Here is a 16,014-nt window from a genome sequence, read left to right as displayed (position 1 = left end):
CGGCAGCCGATTCCGACACGAATCGGTTCACAGGGAACATATCGGGCACCGCTCGCGCGGTGCCCTTGCCCTCTTCGACTTTGAGCCGCTGCTCTCGCCATCAACAATCTACTTCGCAAGAGCGTATATCTATATACGATCTTTCTAAGCTCTGCGTGCAAGATGGAACGCGCGAATGCAGAACTTTTCGAAAGCCAATTAACGAAGGGCAGGGACGAAGTTTTACTTTTGTCCCCTGTTTTCCTTCAGGTAATGGATTTAGACAAGGACCGGGTTCAGGAGTTTGTGGATGATTCGGTGAGCTACTACGAGGAACAGTCAATCATCGGTAACGGCGTTTCATTTCACCTTCGAGGTTCGGAAAGGATCACTTTCAGTGAGTGTAGGAAAGAGACGACGATAGGAGTGGACACGTTGAACTCCGAGACCGGGGTTATAGCTATTAGGAATCAGATTGACCAGATTATAGACTGTGAAGAGACAGCGGTAATCCAAGATTTGGATAACGAGGCATCTCTTGAAGAGGCTATCAGTAGTAGTGAATTCGCCCGAGATTTGTTCACGGAAAGCATTCATGGAGTTCCGTTATCCAGTGATAACCGGCTTCTGTTGCCTGATCATCAAAACTACAGAGATATCCTGATAGACGAGTACGGAATGGATGAGTATCTTCCTCACGGTGATCAGGTCCCGATCTACTGGTTTGCTCCTGATATTTTCCAAGACCGTGGTTTCGTGGTTCGTAACAATGTTCCTGTTGTCCAAGAGGTACACGGTTCGAAGTACGGGATCGTCAATGAGAGACTTGATATAGGGGAGTTGAAGGAAGATAACTCGGAGAATCGTTTGATGATCCACTTGGGAAGTACTGGATATCACCCTATTGAGGTCAGCTTGTGGACAAAATTTTCCAGTCTACAGACGTTTGACGATGAGTCAGTCTGCCAGCTTGAATTACCAGATCCAGCCACCGTATAGGACCCGTTTGATTCTCAAGCATGGTACATTCATCCTCTAAGCCTTCCATAGCAGATATATTGTCTATTATATTCGTCATAGCCAGTGTTGGTCAATACGCACGTTATTGAGTGTGTAGAGATTGTTATGACACACTGGATTATATCTACCTCATGCCGTATTTTCGCTGGCACTACTCACAGATACATTCGTGAGATTGTCCGACAAGATTGACGATCTGTGAATGGATCTCGCCGGCGAGCGCGACCATCGCATCTGCACGATCATCTGTGGCCATCCCATCCTGGTAGTACGTGTGTGCACGGTTTTCGTTCCAGAGATCTTCGAGTTCCGTCGCAACCTCGCCAGTGAGGAATCCGACTTCGGCGCTTCGATTGATCGCGGTCGTGTGTGATTGCGGCGGCTGGGATGGATCGTGATGTCCCTCCGTAATCAACCAGAACAGCAGCGTCCGTTCGATCGATGTGAAGGCAGCCTCGATCGTGAGCGTATAATATCCGTCCTCGAGCAATCGTTCTGCTCCGGAGAGCAGTCGACACGCCTTCCGGAGTTGGACGAGGTCGGCACTCGAGACGTCCAGCCCCTCCTCGGGAGTTTGCCCACCGTGACGGAACGCTTCCTGTGCGTTCGACAGCTCCGGCTCGATGTCGTCGTGGTTAATTGGCATCCCTATGCACCCCCTCCTGACGAGGCGTAGATGTTCTGGCGTAGCTCCTGGAGTCGGTTAGAACGGTCAAGTACTAGCCCTTCATCAAAGATCTCTTTCAGTTCTCCCCCGTGGGAGACAGCGGTGTCCGGCGTTTCGACAAGTACCTCGAACTCGTATCGGTGGCCGTCGAACGATTCCGCCTCGATGTCACGCGCGAGAGACGTGCAAATACGCCGTCCGTAGGTAAGATCACCGTCGACGATGATGAGGAGGTCGATGTCACTGCGGCGGTCTGCTGTTCCGCGAGCGACGCTCCCAAAGAGAACGACTCCAACGAGTTCGTCGAGTTCATCGCTCTCCTGAAGCCGTGTCTCGAGTTCGTCGAGATAGGCCTGGACTGGCTTGCGGAATTCGGACTGCGGTATCATGAAGACGGGATCTGGCCGCTGCAGATGATCCTCGTCGATTGTGATTTGAGCAGGCCGGTCCTCGCTGACGGTGATGGCCCCGAGTTCATCGAGCAGGTCCAGAGACCGTGAAATGGACGAGACGTCCGCGCCTGTGATCGATGCGAGTTCCTGTTGTGTAAACTCCTCGAATGGATTGTTCACCAGGTGGTGCAGGATGTCCTGCATTGCCTGGTATCGAAAGACTCGCTCCTCCGGAAATGGAAAGTCAAACAGGACGTTTGCGCTTTGCATATCCTGCAATTATTTGCATAGTGTGAAAATAGTTCTGGATAGGGTGGTCACCGGTATTTCCAATGATAATTATGTAATGGTAGGGGGTTGACTGCACTAATCTATGTCACCTCTTACCCACGTCAGTTTGAACCGTTCTATGGGTCGTATCGGTCCTCGAGGTTGTCGAGCGCCCGCCGGAACTGCTCGTTGTTGATTGGTGGATCCGTCGATGCCTGCGATTCCAGCACGCCTGCGTATCGATCGAACTCCTTGGGGCTCGGGTCGGTTGCGAGAACGGAGTCGACGTAGTCATCGAGTGCCCGCTGGAGTGTCTGTGCGTAGTGGTCGTAGGCGCCGTCGATTCTGGTGAAGTTCTCGTCGACCGCCTCGAAGACTGCCCGATACACCGTTGCTGCAGCGAGGTACCTGTTGCGGTCGCGGTACTGTTTGGCAATCTCGAAAAACCGCGAGAAGTCGATCGCGGTAAATACAGTCGGATCGGCATCCTGTTCGAACAGTCGGTCGATTTCTTCGCGGTACTTCTCGACCGACTTGTGATCGTCGCCAAACTGCACGAGAAACTGGTCGCGCAGGTCTTGGTGTGTGGCGAGTACATCCCGGACGAACACGCGGAGGTCCTCAGCGGACACGTCGTCGAGTATCGCTTCGATTTGGGCGCTCTCGTCAGCAGGCGGGTCCGCAACGATATCGAGCAACACTGCGACAACATGTTTGCAATCGCCCGCCCCGTCGTACGGACATGTGCACCGTGTATCGATGCCGTTCCCGTTCAGTTCGACAGTCACGTCGTACAGGTTCGAGCCCTGAACGTCCGCGGTGACGAGGTCGCCGAATCGCCCGATCTGCTGGATTCGGCCTTCCTGACGATAGTTCTGGCCGCGTTCGAATACGACATCTGTACACCGGTCCTGGATCGTCTCATCGTCGACGTTCATTTGTCTCGACTACGCGGGCTAGGGGGGAACCGTTTCTGGACCACCGACTGTCCAGAGAATTCCCGTGCCGAGTGTGAGCCATGCTCGCTTTCGTTCAGAAATCGAACGATCATCCTCTCAGAAATTTTCGCTTTCGTACCGCAGTCTGGCGATTTGGTTGCGATGGGGGCTGCAGGCGCTTGTTCACGCGGTGAACGAAGTCCCTTACTGGCCCTGAAACGGCGTAAATCGGCGATCTGTGATCGGCGGTTCTGGCCTCGAGTTCGCACTCACAGAGCTATGAGTCTCGAACCGATCGAACCGGAAACCGCGCTTGAATTGTACCTAGCTGACAGGGAGAACAACGTCACCGAAGCGACGATTCGCTCACATCGATCCCGACTTGGGCATTTCATCCGGTGGTGTAACAACGAGGAGATCACGAACCTGAATAATCTGACTGGTCGAAAGCTGCACCGATACCGGCTGTGGCGGCGGGATGAAGGTGATCTCTCACCTGCAACCGAAAAGACCCAGATGGACACGCTACGGGTCTTCATCAGGTGGGTGGAATCGATCGATGGAGCACCGGAAGACCTCCACGTGAAAATTCGATCACCGAACCTGACCGGTGATGATAACGTGCGTGACGAGATGCTCGAGGAGGAGCGCGCCGAAGAACTACTCGCTTACCTCCGTCGCTACGAATACGCGTCTCGACACCACGTTGTGATCGCACTGATGTGGCATACGATGATACGAGTCGGGGCAATCCACTCGCTTGACGTGGACGATTTCGATTCCGAAGAGAAGTCCTTGCAGGTCGTCCATCGACCTGAGACCGATACGCCTATCAAGAACAGCACAGACGGCGAACGGTTTATCGCGCTGTCAGACAAGGTTTGTCAGCTTTTGATCGACTGGATTGAGCAGCGACGACCAGCGTCTGTGGACGAGTACGATCGTGAGCCGCTTATTACGACGTCACAGGGACGTGCTCATACGACGACGCTTCGAGGAGATTGTTATCGGTATACGTGGCCATGTATTCGGGGTGAAGACTGTCCACATGGACGTAACATCGATGACTGTCCAGCGACTGAATACGAACGCGCTTCGGAGTGTCCATCGAGCGAGAGTCCACACGCACTTCGTCGCGGTGGGATCACGCACTCGCTCCAGCAAGACTGGCCGATGAAGGCAGTCGGCGATCGAGCAAACGTCTCCGAACAGGTGCTTGAGATGCACTACGACCAACGTACAGAGAAAGAAAAGATGGAACAGCGGAGGGATTATCTAGATCGGCTATAACACGACACTCTGGTCGTATCGATCAGTAATTGAGCACTTCCATATCTTTCTGGAATTGCTCGCAGATACAGTCGTGAGATAGCGATGGAAGTCTCGCTTGGTACGCAAGACGCGCTGTTCCAGTGGCCTCTTTCAGTCTATCGAGTACCATCACCAGATTTGTCCGTACAAACGGACATCTCGTTCGGTTCTGTCTCAGCAAGGCTTTTGCGTTTCGCGTGCAATTCGCTACTAGAGATGGCAACGAGAGAAGCGAACTGGGAAACTCCGCTCGATACTGGTGGCGAGGTGTTTGCACTGCTTAGAAACGCCCGCAAAGCATGGATCTATACCTATATCCGCCATCATCCGGAGACCACGATCCAAGCAATCGTCGAGACGCTTGAGCTCCCACAGCGGACAGTCTACGAATACGTCGACGATCTCGAAGCTTCAGGCTTCATCGACCAGGCAAACGAGGGTCGGCCAGCGGAGTATACCGCTCAGGAGATCGATCTCCAACTGGTAGAAGACGATACCAAACGGCGAATCACGGCGGAGTTGGTCGAGGCGATCGCCCGTCGAACGCGGGACGACGACATCGATACGTACGTCGATCGCCACGGATTGGACGGGCTCGCCGTTGCGATCGAATACGCGCACGAATACGTCGACGGATCGGTGACGCACCAGATTATGGCTCGCGAGCAAGAGATCTCACCCTTGGAGGCAGGCGTCATTTTGGACGCACTACGGCCCGTCGTTGAGGACTGATCGGTATGGAAAGCGACAAAGACGTCGTTTTCATCGATTCGTCGGTCCTCATTAGTTGTGGACGGTGGGAGAGCACACGCTTCCAAGCGCTGGCCCGCGAAGCCCGTCGGCGCGATACCGTCTTCCGTATCTCGCCACAGGTGTATGCCGAAGTGACCGGAGACCCAGCTCTCGAGGAGTATACCGCCGATGATGCAGCCGTCGACGAAGCACTTCAGGAGGGGTGGATGAAGGTCACCGAAAGTCCATCCTATTCGATGTCGGAGGTATCGAACGTGATGGATCAAGCGCGGAGTTTCATCGCGAGTGCCAGCGATCGAACAGAGGACACCGTCGAAAAAGCGGATACGGAAATTGTGGGTCTGGCGCTCGAAATACTTCTCAACGACACCGCTGATCGGATCACGATCGTAACAAACGATATCCCGCTTGGTGAAGCGGCAGAATCGCTACTTCCCCAATACGGGTTCGATAATGAGCAAATCACCTGGCTTACCGGTGGGGAACTCGCTGGCGAACTCGCCGAAGATTTCGTTTCCGAATTTGATTGAGTTCTTCGATACTGTTGGTATTGATGACGATCCAGTCGTCGTTGAGAAACAGAGAGCGGCACCACCACAGTATTCCAGGCGGAATCGGTGACGATGTCTCGCTATCGTTCCGTTGATGAGTACGATTGACGAGACACATTTCCACGAGCGGATACGATTCACGCATCATGAGCATGAGTGACGAGCGATGGCCACCCATCACAGAAGCAACGATCAGAGACCTCGCCAGGTCTAGCTCCGCCGATCGCGGCCAGTCCTACTACGAGCGCGGCGCAGTCGGTGAGGTGGTTCGCCGTGGGAAGACGGTCCGTGCCGACGTCGAGGGAAGCCAGTACCAACCCTACACGGTCACGATCGAGTTCGACGATGCTGGCGTTGCGCGCACGGAGTGCTCTTGTCCATACGACCACGGAGGAATCTGCAAACACCGTGTGGCGGTCCTGCTGACGTGTCTCCGCGATCCCGAGCGTGTCGACGACAGGCCACCCGTCTCGGAATTAGTCGAAGGAACAGGTCGTGAACGCCTCGAGGAGTTGCTCATCGAGCTCGCGGAAAACCGCCCGGAAATTGCCGAGTGGATCGAACCCCGTCTCATGCCTGCAGATGCGACTGCTTCCGACACCACCGTGTCGGTGAATATCGAGTCCATCCGCAAACGGGCGGACCACGCATTGCCAAAGCCTGGACAACGAGGGCACAGCGACGCCTATGCAGAGGCAAATCGGATGGCGTCGGAACTGGATGAGTTGATCGAGCAGGCACAGCAGGCACTGGACGCTAGTGATGGAGAGACAGCAGTAGAGATTCTCGAGGCGGTCACGGAGGTGCTCGCGACCAACCGCTGGCCCGGACTGCTCCCGCACGACGTCACCGACCTCTACGAGACCCTGGCGACGCTGGCCGAGACCTTCGCAGAAGCGATGCTGCTTGTCGAATTGAGCGAGAACGAGCGTGAACAGTGGGCACAGCGCCTCACCGAGTGGGACGAGAAGATACAACACTTTACCGGTAGACCGACGCTTGCTGTCGCCGCCGACGCAGCACGGGAAGGGTGGGACGACGACCGACTCCAGCAGGCTCTCGATGGCGCTCTCACTGAAGGGGAACTCGACGTTGACGAACCGGAGTACGTCGTTGGTCTCGCCACGGTACGTCTCTCCGTTCTCGAACGGCAGGGACGTACTGACGAGTATCTCAACCTGGCCAGGGCAGCAGGCAAGATCCAGCCATATACCGAGATGCTGGCACGAGAGGGCGAGATACAGGCGGCTTCCAACTGCGCGATTGAGATCCTCTCGACACCGCAGTCGCTGCTCGAGATTGCAAAGACACTTCGTGACACTGACAACCCGATGGCTGCACTGGACGTTGCCGAACACGGACTGGCTGTCGAGGGCTTCCGGAAAGACAAGCTGGCAGAGTGGCTCCGGGATCGGGCTGCGAGTCTGGGCGAAGAGGATCTTGCGCTCCGAGCTGCGATCGTTGCTTTCGAAGAGAGCCCATCGCCGAGGGCGTATGGCGCTGTGGAAGAACTCGCAGGCGACGAGTGGGAATCCGTTCGAAGTAAACTCCTGACGTCACTCCGCGAGCAGCATCCAACGTCGGAACACGCAGCCGAAGTCTTCCTCGAGGAAGACCTGTACGACGAAGCCATCGACGTTGCTGATCGCTCCGACAGATTCGGCGTCGTCGAGACTGTCGTTGAGGCGGTCACGGCACATCGTTCCCAGTGGGTGATCCGTACGTGCAAATCGAACGTCGAGCCGATCGTCGAGCAGGGGAAACACGACAGCTACGAGACGGCTGTCCGCTGGCTCAGATACGCGGGCGAAGCGGCCCAAGAAGGCGACGAACTCGACGAGTGGCGCGAGTACGTCGAGGCGATGCGTGAGGAACACTACCGGAAGTACAAGCTACGACCCATGCTGGACGATCTACTGGACGAGTTTCGCTCTCCGGTCGATGGCGAGGTGAGTTCGGATGGCTGAGATAGGGGCTTCTGTCCCCACGCTTATCGTTCGAGCCAGTAGTACCAGTCTTCAATGGCCTGCTCGGTATCGGCACTAGGCTCTATGGGTTCCAATTGCCCCAGTGGGACGCCGAGTTCTCGATTCATCCACTCGACCGTCACGAACATCTGACTGAGAGTTGGTTCTGTCGATGACATTCCCACCACGCGCACCGTTTCGCCTTCCTTTAGCGGAGATTCTTCTCGCTGTTCGACACAGCGAGCTTCGAAGGGGAAGTCAAGGAAATCACCCAGATACGCATACCAGCCCATCGCCGCCTCTTCGGGGCTATATGTATCGACGGTAATCCTCGTCTTGATTCGCTCTTCGCGTTCTTCATCTCGGTCTGAGCGTGTCATGGCCCACCCCCTGCCTGGGTGTGGTAGGCCTGCCCGGACTTGAACTCAGTCAACTCATCGATACGAGCTTCCAGATCCTCGATCTCCTGTCGGAGTTCCTCGGCCTCTTCTCCGTCCGTGGCTGCGAGTTGGTCTTTGAGGCCCTGAAGGCGACTCTCCTTTCGTTCTTCGTCGACCTCGGCCTTGCGGATGTACTCGCGCTTTTCGGTCTCGTACACGTCGCTCTCGGAGAGTTCGGTCACCTCGAGTGCGTCGTCGACCTTCTCGCGATCAACACCCAGTACGCGCTCACGGTCGATCCCGGCTTTTTCGAGCGTTTCCAGGACTTCTTCGTCACCTTTCAGTGTCCGATTACGCCTCGTGGTCCGCTGTACGGATCCGAACGGCCCGCTCACCGGTCGGTCGTGATGGAGTCGATTCAGCAGCACGTCGGCAACGTCTTGACGGAGGTCGTTTGCATTCCGCTGGACATCGGACAGTAAGGTGTAGAGGTTCACCAGGGCATCCGTCTCTATCTCCTCCAACACGTTGACTTCGTGTCGTTCGAGTGCGTCAACCAGCAATAGTGCGTCCGCATACACCTCGAGGTCGGGTTCGGTCCGCTCTTGTTCGTCGGTCTTGGATGTCTCCGCAGTGTCGAGGAGCTGGCTGGTCGTCGGTTCCTCTTTCTCCTCGATCACACCTCGGTCTTCGTCGATCTCGAATCGCGGATGGAGGCTCAGAACTGCCGGGAACGGATCGGCGTCTGGCGGAAGTCTATCGAGTTCGAAGTCTCCCGCCTCTTCGGTGATTCGAACTGATCACGTTGAAGCGGTCGTGTCTCGTCAATCTCATGGTCAAGGAACTTGATGATGACCCGCTGTTCCTGGACGTCAGTAACGCGAAATCGGTCGTGGGATAGCGGCGTAATTAACGTGGCTCCTTCCGGGAGATCATCGAGTTCCTCGAGAAGCGTATGCCACGAGACGCTGAACGGAGCCATATGTTAACGCTTGGAAAGCAGGCTACTAAACCGTGGGGAACAGATCGGCTCCATCGATATCCCATGCTCTTGCGTTTGTCCTGGTTGTGAAACATTCCTCTGAACTGCAACTGTGTCGACTGACGTGGATTCAAGGGACACCTCCACGAACTCTCGGTATGGCCGATGATTCGGATTCCGAAACACCGCCTTCGTTTCTCTCGTCGCTTCCAGATCAGCCGATCACGGATGATATCGTGAAGCAGATCGGCGAAAGCGACCACCCGAAAATCCACGGTGCAATGGGTTTTCCCGGCTCGACACCGGGCACGATCGAAGTATTCCTATTGAATATGGAAGAGGCGACTCACGTACTCGTGTTCGACTCGTCCGAGGAACGATGGCGGGCCAACGAGTCGTTCGACAACACCGACATGGATCATCAAGAAATGATCGATCATGCCACTGAGATTGCGAACGACTGGTTCGCAGAGAGTCTCGCCGACCGTATTGCCACTGCAGAGGACGCCGATTCAGGACCATGAAAGTGCGCTACTACGCAGACGCGGAGATACGAGAGATGCACAACCACGCGATACGTCTGCTAGCGCAGCTCCATGACGACCACGACATTACTGTGGAGATCGATCGGATCGACGAACAGCACGATCCGATTACTGACTTCCCCGGTGAAGTACGGCGTCTCTCAGCTGAAGAGGTCTACGAGCGCGATCTCAAACGCAATCGTGCCCTGAACGCGGTCATCGAACAGACGCCGTCGGAGGCATTCAAACACTACGGGAAACTCGACATCGCTGGGAACGTCGCCGTCGTTGATGAGGAGGGAACCGTCCAGTGGGCCTCAACCCTTCCAGGATATGCGGACGGGTACGGACCAGGAGCCGAAGCACAGACAGCAATGGACTTTCTCGAAGACATCTCCACGTCGCCGAGTAACCGTATCTGTATCGAATGTCTACACTTATTGGACGGCGATGAGAACTTCTGTCCGAACTGTGGTTACGATCTTCCGTAGGCGGGGTGGCCGTCTCAGTACGCCAGATTATTCTACTGAACGAAAGCAACAACACTGCGTTCTCAAGGCTATATTTCGAGCCCTGGGGCTTCGCAGTCTTGCGGTTTTGTTTTCAAAATCTGCGATGGGCGCTGCAGGATTTGAACCCGCGGCAACTTGGTCCGAAGCCAAGCACTCTGTCCAGACTGAGCTAAGCGCCCGCATCTCATCGTTTCCGTCGACTCCGTATAAGTTACTCGATTTTTGGCCACGTAGACACCAGTCGACACGCGACACGACGGTCGATTCACCGACCTTGTGGGCGGTTCCCAGCGGCTGACAATGACGGCCAAGGCTCTTTGCTGTCCGGCCCCGATCCTTCGATGTAGTATGACGGTTAATGAGGCCCCCGTGCCAGAAAACGGTCAGTTCGGAGATGCACAGCTCGAGTTGCTCACCGACGACGAAGAGGTCTGGACCGTCGTCCCCGTCGACGCACGCGGCGACCAGCGGGTGAGCGAGTGGCTCTCTATCGACAGCAGCGGGCTTCGCGATCTCGAGGAGTGGCGATAAGGCTCGAGTAAGGCGAGGTTCCCTGGAAGGCTCGATTCTCGCGAGCGGGCTGGTATCCGCAACGAACTCGTCTTTTGAAGCGATTACGTCGAACAGCGGAGGTCCACGGTCGGGGACGGACTCCCTGTCTAGAACGAGTGCTGGCGGGCGGTATCAGGCGACGACGACCGCTGCGGCCTCGAGTGCGGCGTCGACGACCGGGCCGAAGCCGGGAAGCAGCACGACAGTCATCACGGCCGCGAAGATGATCGCGGCGTACAGTCCGGTCGGCTGACTCAGCGAGTCGCGTTCGACGAGCGGATCGTCGAACCAGACGGCCTTGACCAGTCGTGAGTAGTAGTAAAGCGACAGTGCGCTGTTGATGACGAGGGCGGCCGCCACGACGAGCAGGCCGGCCTCGATCGCGCCGTAGAACAGGAAGTACTTGCTCCAGAATCCACCGAACGGTGGAATACCCGCGAGACTGAACATGAATATCGTGAGCGCGACGCAGGCGATCGGTGCCTGTCGTGCCAGTCCGTTGTAGTCCTCGAACGTTCGTCCGACGTTCCAGTATTCCGCCAGTGCGACGAACAGGAACGCGCCGGTGTTCATGAAGCCATAGACCAGCAGGTGCATCATCGCCGCACCCATTACGGTCTCGCTTCCGGCACCGAGTCCGGCGAGGCCGATCAGTGCGTAGCCGGCGTGGCCGATCGAGGAGTACGCGAGCATTCGCTTGACGTTGTTTTGTGTCGCGGCCGCGAAGTTTCCGACCGTCATGGTAACGATCGCCAGGATGATGAACGCCAGCGTCCAGTCGATTCCGATGAGGTCGGTGGTCACCTCGAGCGGGAACGCCGTCGTGAAGACGCGGAACGCGATCACGAAGCCGGCGGCCTTCGACGCCGAAGAGAGGAACGCACTGATCGGTGCGGGTGCGCCCTCGTAGGCTTCGGGTGCCCAGAAGTGGAACGGAACGCTCGCGGTCTTGAACGCGAAGCCGCCGATCAACATCAGAATGCCGAGACCGAGCAGGCCGCCGTACTCGCCACCCTCACCGGCGGCAAGGGCCTCGAGTTCGGCGGCGATGGCGTCGAGTTGCATGAAACCGGTCGCACCGTAAACCAGCGAGACGCCGTAGACGAAGATAGCCGACGAAAGCGCGCCGATCAGGAAGTACTTCAGTCCGGCCTCGACGCTGCCGCGATTGTCTTTGAGGATCGCGACCAGCGCGTAGGAGGGCAGACTCGCCAATTCGAGGGCGATGAAGATGGTGACGAGGCTGTTTGCGGCGGCCATCGTGGCCATCCCGGTCGCGGCGAGCAAGACGAGTGAGTAGTACTCGGCCTGGTAGGCGTGGCCCTCCATGTAGTCGTAGCTCGCGACGGCCACCAGCGCGGTGACGACTGCGATGACGACCATGAAGAACAGCGCCATCTGGTCGACGACGATCTGACCGTCGAAGAGTTCGATGACGCCGAAGCCGTCCATTCCCGTCGCACCGACGCCGGCGGCGGTGAACCAGACGGCGACGGCGAGCGACGCGAGCGAGCCGATCGCTGCGGTCCCGGCGAGGAAGGTTCGGTTCGTCGAGCGCGGGTTGATGCTGTCGAAGACGAACAGTGCGAGTGCGGTTCCCGCGAGGAGCAATATCGGTGCGAGTGCGACCCACTCGGGAAGTTCGACCAGCGCCATTACAGTTCACCTCGCTCGAGGATCGGATCGACCGCGTCGGTTATCATATCGAATATCAGTTCGGGAGCCACGCCCAGGAGGATGATCAGCCCGAGCAACACGAACATCGGTGCGACGTCGTGAAGCGGTGCGCGACCCACGTCGTAGTCGGTTTCGAGGCTGTACGGACCGAAGACCGCCTGCTGCATCGCATACAGCAGGTAGCCCGCGACGATGACGATTCCGAACATCGCCAGGACGGTGAAGACGGGGGCGTACGCGAGGAAGTCCGAACCGAACGAACCGAAGAAGATGGCGAACTCGCCGTAGAATCCGCTCATCAACGGCAGCCCCATGTATCCGAACGCGCCGGCGATGAAGATGCCGACGGCGACGGGCATCCGGTCGGCCATTCCCGACATGTCGGTGACCATCCGGGTGTGTGTCGCGTTGTAGATGACGCCGACGGCCATGAACATCAGCCCCGAGATGAGGCCGTGGCTGACCATCTGGAACGTCGCGCCGCCGACACCGAACTGCGTGAACGCGATCAACCCGAGGATGACGTATCCCATCGAGGAGACGGACGAGTAGGCGACGATCCGTTTCAGGTCGGTCTGAGCCAGCGCGAGCATCGCGCCGTAGATCACGCTGATCACGGCGATCGCTGCGATCGGAATCGCGTAGGCTTCGGCCTGATCCGGAAACATCGTGAAGTTAAAGCGCAACAGCGCGTAGGTACCCATCTTCAACAACACGCCGGCGAGCAACACCGACGCGGGCGTCGGCGCTTCGACGTGAGCGTCGGGCAGCCACGTGTGGAACGGAACGATAGGGACCTTGACGGCGAAGCCGATGAACATCGCGACGAACACGATCGACGCGAGCGTCGGCCCGTCGATCCCGAAGAGTCCCTCGAGGCCGCCGTTTCGCATCGCGGTCGCGATTTCCGGCAAGGCGAAACTCGAGACGCTATCCCCGAGGCCGAAGACGAGCGCGATGAACGCACCGAACATCAACAGCGATGCGACGTTCGTGTAGACGAAGAACTTGATCGCGGCGTACTTGCGGCGCGGACCGCCCCAGATCCCGATCAGGAGATACATCGGAATCAACACTGCCTCCCAGAAGATGAACCAGAGGAAGAAATCGAGCGAGACGAAGACGCCGATCAGGTTCGCCTCGATGAACAACACGAGGCCGTAGAACTGGGACTCGCGGTCGTCGATCGGCGTCCAGGAACTCACGATGGCGAGCGAAACGAGGATCGTCGTCAGCACGACGAGCGGTAGCGAGATGCCGTCGAGACCGACGAACCAGGTGATCGCGTAGTCACCGAGTTGGATCCACTCGTACTGGGATTCGAACGCAAGTTCGCCGTCGAGTAAGGCGTTGCCGCTTCCGTCGAAGGCGGCGAACAACCACAGCGAGATCGCGACGGGGACCAGACTGATCGCGAACGCCAGTTTTCCGGCGAGACGGTTCGGCGCGACGAACGTCGCAAGCGCGCCGATCAGTGCGACCGCGATCATGGCTTCGATCATCATAGGAACCACCCTCCGAGGATACCGAACACGAGCAACAAGACGATGAACCCGGTTACGAGGAGTGCCGCGTAGTTAGTCACGATACCCGTCTGCAGGCGTTTCATGCGGCCGCTTCCGAACAGACTGGTCGTCGAGACGCCGTTGACGACGCCGTCGATGACGGTCTGGTCGAACCGATCAGCCGCTCGAGCCAGCGGAACGGTGAGTCCGTTGGCGAGCCAGACCTGGTACTCGTCCTGGTAGTAGTTGGCTTCGGCGGCGTCGCCCAGGCGGCCGAGGCGCTCTTTGTGCGCGACTGGCTCGGGAACGTTATAAAGCATCCAGGCGAGGCCAGCCCCGGAGAACGCAAGCAGCAACGAGACGCCGGCGGCGATCAGGACCGTCGTCGACTCGGTGCCGATGTACTCCGTGTCGTACCCGAGTAATCCGTCGTAGGCACCGTAGGTCAGCCCCTCGATCGCACCGTACTCGCCGTCGAGCCAGGACTCGAGGAACGTGATGTCGAGCTGGGCGAGCTTGGCGACCGGTGCGAGGTTGGCGATGCCGGCCACAAGTGCAAGGACGCCGAGGACGATCAGGGGGGCTTTGATCGACCAGCCCACGGAGTGTGGGTCTTCAGCGGCCTCCGAGCGCGGTTCGCCGTGGAAGGTCAAAAAGACCATCCGGAAGGTGTAAAAACCGGTGAAGAAGACGGCGACGAGCCCCATCGCGTACGCCGCGAGGATTACGGGTTCCTCGAGGCCGACGATTAGCGCGTCGTAGAGGATTTCGTCTTTGGACCAAAAGCCCGAGAACGGAACGATCCCGGCGAGCGCGAGCGCGCCGGCGAGGAACGTATAGTACGTGACGGGCGCTTTGTCCTTGAGACCGCCCATCTTCCACATGTCCTGTTCGTGGTGCATGAGGACGATGACGGCTCCGGCACCCAGGAACAACAGCGCCTTGAAGAAGGCGTGGTTCATGAGGTGGAAGACGCCGGCGACGTAGCCGCCGACGCCGAGTCCGAGCATCATATAGCCGTACTGAGAAATCGTCGAGTACGCGAGCACCTGTTTGATGTCGTCTTTGACGACGCCCATCGTCGCCGCAAACAGCGCGGTGAAGCCGCCAACGAAGGCGATGATTCCGAGCGCCGTCGGACTGAGCGCGTAGTACCCGAACATTCGAGCGACCAGGTAGACCCCCGCTGCGACCATCGTCGCCGCGTGAATGAGTGCGGAGACGGTGGTCGGACCCTCCATCGCGTCGGGGAGCCAGGTGTGCAGCGGGAACTGTGCGGACTTGCCGATGACGCCGCCCAGTACGAGCAACGCGGTGATCGTGACCCAGGTATCGGCGTCGAATCCGAACAGCGTCGTGCCGTCGGTAATCGCGGTCTCGGCGGCCGTGACGAACGAATCGTCGCCGGCGAACTGTAGCGTTCCGAACGTCGCCGCGATGGCGACGACGCCGATCAGGAAGAAGTAGTCACCGAACCGGGTGACCAGAAACGCCTTCTTCGCCGCCGATGGGGCGCTTTTCGTTCGGAACCAGAACCCGATCAGCAAGAACGAGCACAGTCCCACCAGCTCGAAGAACATGAACGCCATCAGCAGGTTGTCCGCGTAGACGAACGCGAGCATGCTGAACGTAAACAGCCCGAGCCCGGCGTAGTACCGCGGGAGGCCGGTCTCGCCCTCGGCGTTCATATACCCGAGGCTGAATATGTGGACGAGGAACGCGACGAGCGAGACGATGACCAGCATCAACGCGGCGAGCGGGTCGATCAGAATGCCGAAGGTGAACGTGATTCCCTCGGTGCCGACCTCGCTTATCGCGTCTCCAGCCGCCCACTGATAGAGCGTTTCGTGATACACTTCACCGCGTGCGACCGCCGCGAGCATCACGACAGACAGGAGCAACGATCCTCCCGTCGCGAGAATGCCCGGAATCGCTCCCTTCTTCGGCAAGTGTTTGCCGAACGCGAGAGCGACGACGAACGCCACGAGCGGGAACACTGCGATCGCCGGCGCATAGTCGAATACACCTTCCATC

The 16,014-nt window shown here is 57.9% G+C and carries 15 protein-coding genes, 1 tRNA gene and 1 pseudogene; 8 read left to right on the top strand and 9 right to left on the bottom strand.

The window, feature by feature from the left end; translation table 11 throughout:
• Positions 1-162: 162 nt before the first annotated feature.
• Positions 163-978, top strand: coding sequence for a hypothetical protein (locus EA462_RS15735; RefSeq protein ID WP_124179525.1), 816 nt, complete (start codon positions 163-165; stop codon positions 976-978).
• A gap of 172 nt (positions 979-1,150) precedes the next feature.
• Here EA462_RS15735 and EA462_RS15730 read toward each other — a convergent pair whose 3' ends face one another.
• The 3 genes from EA462_RS15730 to EA462_RS15720 all read right to left on the bottom strand — a co-directional run bounded on the left by EA462_RS15730 (position 1,151) and on the right by EA462_RS15720 (position 3,266).
• A complete protein-coding gene (locus tag EA462_RS15730) occupies positions 1,151-1,645 on the bottom strand; it encodes a hypothetical protein (protein WP_124179524.1) in 495 nt (164 codons plus the stop codon).
• A 2-nt stretch (positions 1,646-1,647) separates the two neighbouring features.
• Positions 1,648-2,328, bottom strand: a complete 681-nt coding sequence (locus EA462_RS15725) for a nucleotidyltransferase domain-containing protein (RefSeq protein WP_124179523.1) — start codon at positions 2,326-2,328, stop codon at positions 1,648-1,650.
• Positions 2,329-2,465: 137 nt separating this feature from the next.
• Positions 2,466-3,266: an SWIM zinc finger family protein gene (locus EA462_RS15720; RefSeq protein WP_124179522.1), complete on the bottom strand. Its 801-nt coding sequence runs from the start codon at positions 3,264-3,266 to the stop codon at positions 2,466-2,468.
• Between the two features lie 279 nt (positions 3,267-3,545).
• Here EA462_RS15720 and EA462_RS15715 point away from each other — a divergent pair, with 279 nt between their 5' ends.
• From EA462_RS15715 to EA462_RS15700, 4 genes are all read left to right on the top strand, one after another.
• Positions 3,546-4,556: a tyrosine-type recombinase/integrase gene (locus EA462_RS15715; RefSeq protein WP_124179521.1), complete on the top strand. Its 1,011-nt coding sequence runs from the start codon at positions 3,546-3,548 to the stop codon at positions 4,554-4,556.
• A 237-nt stretch (positions 4,557-4,793) separates the two neighbouring features.
• The gene (locus EA462_RS15710; protein WP_124179520.1) at positions 4,794-5,309 is read left to right on the top strand and encodes a DUF7437 domain-containing protein; all 516 of its coding nucleotides are present in this window, start codon (positions 4,794-4,796) and stop codon (positions 5,307-5,309) included.
• A gap of 227 nt (positions 5,310-5,536) precedes the next feature.
• Entirely contained in the window at positions 5,537-5,860 is a 324-nt protein-coding gene (locus EA462_RS17620; protein WP_243641444.1) for a hypothetical protein, read from the top strand.
• 173 nt (positions 5,861-6,033) lie between these two features.
• Positions 6,034-7,848 carry an SWIM zinc finger family protein gene (locus tag EA462_RS15700; protein WP_165872107.1) on the top strand — a complete coding sequence of 605 codons (1,815 nt, stop codon included), beginning with the start codon at positions 6,034-6,036 and terminating at the stop codon, positions 7,846-7,848.
• Between the two features lie 23 nt (positions 7,849-7,871).
• Here the strand turns inward: EA462_RS15700 and EA462_RS15695 are convergent, their stop codons facing one another.
• Both EA462_RS15695 and EA462_RS15690 read right to left on the bottom strand, forming a co-directional pair.
• The gene (locus EA462_RS15695; protein ID WP_124179518.1) at positions 7,872-8,228 is read right to left on the bottom strand and encodes a calcium-binding protein; all 357 of its coding nucleotides are present in this window, start codon (positions 8,226-8,228) and stop codon (positions 7,872-7,874) included.
• Positions 8,225-9,210, bottom strand: a pseudogene (locus EA462_RS15690) (hypothetical protein). Before EA462_RS15690 ends, EA462_RS15695 begins: the two are co-directional and overlap by 4 nt.
• Before the next feature lie 236 nt (positions 9,211-9,446).
• On the opposite strand from EA462_RS15690, the gene EA462_RS15685 reads away from it, so the two are divergent.
• Positions 9,447-9,734: a hypothetical protein gene (locus EA462_RS15685; protein WP_243641442.1), complete on the top strand. Its 288-nt coding sequence runs from the start codon at positions 9,447-9,449 to the stop codon at positions 9,732-9,734.
• Complete coding sequence (locus EA462_RS15680) at positions 9,731-10,225, top strand: zinc ribbon domain-containing protein (protein ID WP_124179516.1); 495 nt, start codon at positions 9,731-9,733, stop codon at positions 10,223-10,225. Before EA462_RS15685 ends, EA462_RS15680 begins: the two co-directional genes overlap by 4 nt.
• A 125-nt stretch (positions 10,226-10,350) precedes the next feature.
• On the opposite strand, the gene EA462_RS15675 is transcribed toward EA462_RS15680, so the two are convergent.
• Positions 10,351-10,425 (bottom strand) — tRNA-Arg (locus EA462_RS15675).
• Positions 10,426-10,594: 169 nt separating this feature from the next.
• Between EA462_RS15675 and EA462_RS15670 the strand changes: the two genes are divergently transcribed.
• Positions 10,595-10,777: a DUF7511 domain-containing protein gene (locus tag EA462_RS15670; RefSeq protein ID WP_124179515.1), complete on the top strand. Its 183-nt coding sequence runs from the start codon at positions 10,595-10,597 to the stop codon at positions 10,775-10,777.
• A 153-nt stretch (positions 10,778-10,930) separates the two neighbouring features.
• Here EA462_RS15670 and EA462_RS15665 read toward each other — a convergent pair whose 3' ends face one another.
• The 3 genes from EA462_RS15665 to nuoL are packed head-to-tail and all read right to left on the bottom strand — an operon-like array spanning position 10,931 to position 16,013.
• Entirely contained in the window at positions 10,931-12,454 is a 1,524-nt protein-coding gene (locus tag EA462_RS15665; RefSeq protein ID WP_124179514.1) for an NADH-quinone oxidoreductase subunit N, read from the bottom strand.
• Complete coding sequence (locus tag EA462_RS15660; protein ID WP_124179513.1) at positions 12,454-13,980, bottom strand: complex I subunit 4 family protein; 1,527 nt, start codon at positions 13,978-13,980, stop codon at positions 12,454-12,456. Before EA462_RS15660 ends, EA462_RS15665 begins: the two co-directional genes overlap by 1 nt.
• Complete coding sequence (nuoL, locus tag EA462_RS15655) at positions 13,977-16,013, bottom strand: NADH-quinone oxidoreductase subunit L (RefSeq protein WP_124179512.1); 2,037 nt, start codon at positions 16,011-16,013, stop codon at positions 13,977-13,979. The genes EA462_RS15660 and nuoL overlap by 4 nt, the downstream gene beginning before the upstream one ends.
• Position 16,014 lies beyond the last annotated feature (1 nt).

It is taken from the genome of Natrarchaeobius halalkaliphilus (assembly GCF_003841485.1).
Lineage (GTDB): Archaea > Halobacteriota > Halobacteria > Halobacteriales > Natrialbaceae > Natrarchaeobius > Natrarchaeobius halalkaliphilus.
The sequence above is the reverse complement of the archived record's forward strand: the minus strand, read 5'-3'. Positions and strand labels throughout refer to the sequence as shown.

Coding starts and splice junctions, on each gene's coding strand:
- EA462_RS15735 (WP_124179525.1), top strand. CDS start 163: ATGGAACGCGCGAATGCAGAACTTTTCGAAAGCCAATTAACGAAGGGC.
- EA462_RS15730 (WP_124179524.1), bottom strand. CDS start 1,645: ATGCCAATTAACCACGACGACATCGAGCCGGAGCTGTCGAACGCACAG.
- EA462_RS15725 (WP_124179523.1), bottom strand. CDS start 2,328: ATGCAAAGCGCAAACGTCCTGTTTGACTTTCCATTTCCGGAGGAGCGA.
- EA462_RS15720 (WP_124179522.1), bottom strand. CDS start 3,266: ATGAACGTCGACGATGAGACGATCCAGGACCGGTGTACAGATGTCGTA.
- EA462_RS15715 (WP_124179521.1), top strand. CDS start 3,546: ATGAGTCTCGAACCGATCGAACCGGAAACCGCGCTTGAATTGTACCTA.
- EA462_RS15710 (WP_124179520.1), top strand. CDS start 4,794: ATGGCAACGAGAGAAGCGAACTGGGAAACTCCGCTCGATACTGGTGGC.
- EA462_RS17620 (WP_243641444.1), top strand. CDS start 5,537: ATGAAGGTCACCGAAAGTCCATCCTATTCGATGTCGGAGGTATCGAAC.
- EA462_RS15700 (WP_165872107.1), top strand. CDS start 6,034: ATGAGTGACGAGCGATGGCCACCCATCACAGAAGCAACGATCAGAGAC.
- EA462_RS15695 (WP_124179518.1), bottom strand. CDS start 8,228: ATGACACGCTCAGACCGAGATGAAGAACGCGAAGAGCGAATCAAGACG.
- EA462_RS15680 (WP_124179516.1), top strand. CDS start 9,731: ATGAAAGTGCGCTACTACGCAGACGCGGAGATACGAGAGATGCACAAC.
- EA462_RS15670 (WP_124179515.1), top strand. CDS start 10,595: ATGACGGTTAATGAGGCCCCCGTGCCAGAAAACGGTCAGTTCGGAGAT.
- EA462_RS15665 (WP_124179514.1), bottom strand. CDS start 12,454: ATGGCGCTGGTCGAACTTCCCGAGTGGGTCGCACTCGCACCGATATTG.
- EA462_RS15660 (WP_124179513.1), bottom strand. CDS start 13,980: ATGATGATCGAAGCCATGATCGCGGTCGCACTGATCGGCGCGCTTGCG.
- nuoL (WP_124179512.1), bottom strand. CDS start 16,013: ATGGAAGGTGTATTCGACTATGCGCCGGCGATCGCAGTGTTCCCGCTC.